Source organism: Henriciella sp., assembly GCF_049649345.1.
Classification (GTDB): domain Bacteria; phylum Pseudomonadota; class Alphaproteobacteria; order Caulobacterales; family Hyphomonadaceae; genus Henriciella.
Genome location: NZ_JBARZC010000567.1, coordinates 1 through 4752, shown reverse-complemented (window position 1 = coordinate 4752; position 4752 = coordinate 1). Strand labels below are relative to the sequence as shown.

The following is a 4752-nucleotide window of genomic DNA, read 5'->3' as shown; positions in this document are numbered from 1 at the left end:
GCCTGCGAGTACGTTCGACGTGAACCGAGATTGGAAAGCGGAGATGTCGATCGGGAAGCGATCTCTTGCAGAGGGCTCAACTCTTTACACGCCTGCTGAGCGTATAAAGCGGGATGAAACGGTCTGGACGATGGTCCAGGCGGTCCTTGCCCCGATCCAGTTCATCGTCTTCGCGATCAGCCTGATCTTCGTCGTGCGCTACCTCACATCGGGTGAGGGCTATCTGATCGCCACGATCTCGATCTGCGTAAAAACCTTCATTCTCTATACGATCATGGTGACCGGCGCGATCTGGGAGAAAGTCGTTTTCGGCCAGTATCTCTTCGCCCGCGCCTTCTTCTGGGAAGACGTCTTTTCGATGCTCGTCCTGGCGCTTCACACCGCCTATCTCGTCGTCACTTTCTTCGCGCTGGGCGGACCGGCGCTCCAGATGGGCATCGCGCTCGCCGCCTATGCCACCTACGCCATAAATGCCGGCCAATTCATTCTGAAGCTTCGCCAGGCGCGGCTTCAGCAACCCCGGATCGCCGGGGCAGGGGAGCCTGCATGACCACGCTGATAACCAACAATTCCGGCACCAAGACTGACGCCAAGTCTGACACCAAGACTGGGCCCGACCGCGACATCATCCGCCAGCGCGGACAGCGCGAGGTTTTCTGCGGGCTGACCAGCATTGTCTGGCTGCACCGCAAGATCCAGGACGCCTTCTTCCTCGTCGTCGGCTCGCGGACCTGCGCCCATCTTATCCAGTCGGCCGCCGGCGTCATGATCTTTGCAGAGCCGCGCTTTGCGACCGCCATCCTTGAGGACCGCGACCTGGCAGGCCTCGCCGACGCCAATGACGAGCTCGACAGCGTCGTCGACCGGCTGCTCGCGCGCCGCCCGGACATCAAGATGCTCTTCCTGGTCGGCTCCTGCCCGTCAGAAGTCATCAAGCTCGATCTCGCCGTGGCGGCCAAGCGGCTCTCGAAGCGTTTCCTGCCGAATGTACGGGTCCTGAACTATTCAGGCTCCGGCATCGAGACGACGTTCACGCAGGGCGAAGACGGATGTCTTGCCGCCCTGGTCGACGATACCGCCGCCACCGAGGCGGCAAGCCAATCTCTTCTGGTTGTGGGGGCGCTCGCGGATGTGGTCGAAGACCAGTTCAGACGCCTGTTTAGCGCGCTCGGCATCGACAATGTCGACTTCCTGCCGGGCCGGACCGCCGGGAGCCAGCCGGAGATCGGACCGAATACGCACTATATTCTGGCCCAGCCCTTTCTGCGCGATACAGCCCGCGCGCTCGACCAGCTCGGCGCCAAGCGCATCGAGGCACCGTTTCCGATCGGCGTCGAAGGCACGACCGAATGGCTTCGCGCCGCGGCCAATATCTGGGGCGTCAGCGAAGACCGGTTCTCGACCGTCGTGGAATTGCCGCGCAGCCGGGCCCAGAAGTCGCTCGCCCGCTACCGCGAAACGCTGGACGGCAAGTCGATCTTCTTCTTCCCTGACTCCCAGCTTGAAGTGCCGCTGGCGCGCTTTCTCAGCCGCGAACTTGGCATGGAGCTTGTCGAAGTTGGCACGCCATACCTGCACCAGGATCTGCTCGGCGCAGAGCTTGAGCTTCTCGAAGGCGAGCCCTGCCTGTCGGAAGGCCAGGACGTTGACCTTCAGCTTGATCGTTGCATCGAGGCGCGGCCTGACCTCACGGTCTGCGGCCTCGGCCTTGCCAACCCGCTGGAAGCGCGCGGCCTCGTTACCAAATGGTCGATCGAGCTGATGTTCTCCCCCATTCAGGGCTTTGACCAGGCCGGCGATGCCGCCGAGCTGTTCGCTCGGCCGCTCGTTCGCAAGCGGAGGCTCGCTGTCTGATGAAACTTACCGTCTGGACCTATGAAGGCCCGCCCCATGTTGGCGCGATGCGCGTCGCGACCGCGATGGATGACGTCCATTTCGTTCTGCATGCCCCACAGGGCGATACGTATGCAGATCTTCTGTTCACGATGATCGAACGGCGCGCCGAGCGCCCGCCGGTTGCCTATACGACCTTCGAGGCCCGCGATCTTGGCGGCGATACGGCGAATGTCTTCAAGAAGACACTGAACGAAGCCTATGAACGCTTCGATCCCAAGCTGATCCTGGTCGGCGCGTCGTGCACGGCAGAGCTGATCCAGGACGATCCGGGCGGCCTTGCCAAGCGGGTCGGCCTGCCTGTGCCGGTCGTGGCGCTCGACCTGCCATCATTTTCCAAGAAAGAGCATTGGGGCTCGTCCGAGACCTTCTATCAGATCGTCCGTTCGCTGGCCGACACCAAGATCAAGCGGGACCGCTCGTCCCGCCCGCGCTGCAATATTCTCGGGCCAACCGCGCTTGGCTTCCGCCACCGCGATGATGTGAACGAGATTGCGGGCCTGCTGTCCTATCTTGGCGTCGACATCAATATCATTGCGCCGCTGCATGCGAACCCCAACGATATCACCCAGATCGGCCATGCCGACTTCAACGTGCTTCTCTATCCCGAGACCGGTGAGATGGCGGCCCGCTGGCTCGAAAAGACGTTCGGCCAGCCCTATACGAAGACGATCCCGATCGGGGTTGGCGCAACGCGCGACTTCATCGCCGAAGTTCGCAAGCTTGGCCATCTCGTCGAGACTGAGGATCTTGAACAGAGCAATCTGCCCTGGTGGTCCAACTCTGTTGATTCGACCTATTTCACCGACAAGCGCGTCTTCATTTTCGGCGATGCGACCCATGCGATTGCGGCCGCCCGTGTCGCAAGCGAGGAGATCGGCTTCAAGGTCGTCGGCCTCGGCTGCTACAACCGCGAATTTGCCCGCGACATTCGTGAGGCCGCCAAGAAATACGGCGTCGAACCGCTCATCACCGACGATTATCTCGAAGTCGAGGAGGCGATGGCAAAGGCCCAGCCTGAGCTGATCCTCGGCACGCAGATGGAGCGCCATATCGCCAAACGCCTCGGTGTACCGTGCGCGGTCATTGCGGCGCCTGTCCACGTGCATGACTTCCCGGCGCGTTACTCGCCGCAAATGGGGTTCGAGGGTGCAAACGTCATCTTCGATACCTGGATCCATCCATTGTTGATGGGCCTGGAAGAACACCTCCTTGGCATGTTCCGGGATGATTTCGAATTCAATGACGAAGCTGGCCCGTCGCATATTTCCGGCCATGCGCAATCATCCGCATCCGTGACCGAACTTCCGACCAATGTCGGGTGGGCGCCCGAGGCCGAAGCCGAACTTCGCAAAGTGCCATTCTTCGTGCGCGGCAAGGCCCGCAAGAATGCCGAGGCTTTCGCAAAAGAGCGCCAACTCAAAACGATTTCGATCGACACGCTCTATGACGCAAAGGCACATTATGGCCGCTAATACGTCATCTTCCCCCACCATCAAGGTCGTGCTGATTTCGCTCGACCGCCAGCTGGAGACCGCCGTCTCTGAAGCCCGCCTTCGCCTGCGCAAGGCGATGCCCGGTCTTGAGCTGTCCTTTCACGCCGCTGTCGACTGGGACAAGGATGCCAATGCGCTGAACGCCTGCAAGGCAGCGATCAGCGAGGCCGATTTCATCGTCGCCTCCATGCTGTTCATGAGCGATCATATCGATGCCGTCCTGCCTGAGCTGCAGGCCCGGCGCGAGCATTGCGATGCGATGCTGGGCTGCATGTCTGCGGCAGATGTCATGAAGCTCACCCGGCTCAACAATTTCCAGATGGACAAGCCGCAAAGCGGGCCGATCGCGCTTCTGAAGAAGCTTCGCGGCTCGTCAGACAAGGCCAAGGCCGGCGCGAATCAGATGAAGATGCTGCGCCAGGTGCCGAAAATCCTGAAATTCATTCCGGGCACGGCCCAGGATGTGCGCGCCTATTTCATCTCTCTGCAATACTGGCTCGCAGGCTCTGACGAGAATATCGAGAATTTGGTCCGCTTTCTGGTCAACCGCTACGCCGCAGGTGAGCGCGCCCTCTATCGCGGCCAGCTGCCGGCAGAGCCGCCGGTCGAATATCCGGAGACAGGGCTCTATCACCCGCGTCTTTCGCCGCCGATTGTGACATCGAAGGCCAAGCTGCCCCTGGCGCGCAGCCGCCGCCCGACCGTCGGCCTCCTGCTCATGCGCTCCTATCTGCTGTCGAAGGATTCGGGCCATTATGATGGCGTGATCGAAGCGTTGGAAGCGCGCGGGCTGAAAGTGGTTCCGGCCTTTGCCAGCGGGCTCGATTCGCGCGCGGCCATCGCGGCTTATTTCCTGAAGGATGGCGAAGCCGATGTCGATGCCGTGATTTCGCTGACCGGTTTCTCGCTCGTCGGCGGGCCCGCTTACAATGACTCAGAAGCTGCTGCAGACATGCTGGCCAAGCTCGATGTGCCGTACCTGTCGGCGCAGGCCATCGAGTTCCAGTCGCTGGAAGAGTGGCAGGCCAATGCACAGGGGCTGAGCCCGGTCGAGTCGACCATGATGGTCGCGATCCCCGAGCTTGATGGCGCTACCGGCCCGATCGTTTTCGGCGCGCGCACCACCGACCCTGACCAGCCGGGCGTGCTGAAGATGCGCGCCCATAAAGAACGCGCCGACATGCTGGCCCGGCGCATTTCCAAGCTGATCGCGCTTCGCCAGACACCAGCCACCGACCGGCGCATTGCCGTCACCCTGTTCAACTTCCCGCCCAATAGCGGGGCTGCCGGCACAGCGGCGCATCTCGATGTGTTCAGCTCGTTGCTCAACACGTTCAAGACGCTTCAGAGCGCTGGGTACGAC

4 protein-coding genes are annotated in these 4752 nt (G+C 61.5%); all 4 read left to right on the top strand.

The annotated features are described in order from the left end of the window. Positions 1-43: 43 nt before the first annotated feature. The gene (bchF, locus tag WA989_RS15725; protein ID WP_424341427.1) at positions 44-550 is read left to right on the top strand and encodes a 2-vinyl bacteriochlorophyllide hydratase; all 507 of its coding nucleotides are present in this window, start codon (positions 44-46) and stop codon (positions 548-550) included. Continuing rightward, positions 547-1854 (top strand): ferredoxin:protochlorophyllide reductase (ATP-dependent) subunit N, encoded by a 1308-nt coding sequence (locus tag WA989_RS15720; RefSeq protein ID WP_424341426.1) that lies wholly within the window; start codon positions 547-549, stop codon positions 1852-1854. The genes bchF and WA989_RS15720 overlap by 4 nt, the downstream gene beginning before the upstream one ends. Next, positions 1854-3368, top strand: coding sequence for a ferredoxin:protochlorophyllide reductase (ATP-dependent) subunit B (bchB, locus tag WA989_RS15715; protein WP_424341425.1), 1515 nt, complete (start codon positions 1854-1856; stop codon positions 3366-3368). Before WA989_RS15720 ends, bchB begins: the two co-directional genes overlap by 1 nt. Further along, positions 3358-4752 (top strand): cobaltochelatase subunit CobN (locus WA989_RS15710; RefSeq protein WP_424341424.1); only part of this gene is annotated, 1395 nt, incomplete at its 3' end. The genes bchB and WA989_RS15710, both read left to right, overlap by 11 nt.

What these genes read in the sequence shown, in the direction of transcription:
- bchF (WP_424341427.1), top strand. Translation starts at nt 44, where the DNA reads ATGTCGATCGGGAAGCGATCTCTTGCAGAGGGCTCAACTCTTTACACG.
- WA989_RS15720 (WP_424341426.1), top strand. Translation starts at nt 547, where the DNA reads ATGACCACGCTGATAACCAACAATTCCGGCACCAAGACTGACGCCAAG.
- bchB (WP_424341425.1), top strand. Translation starts at nt 1,854, where the DNA reads ATGAAACTTACCGTCTGGACCTATGAAGGCCCGCCCCATGTTGGCGCG.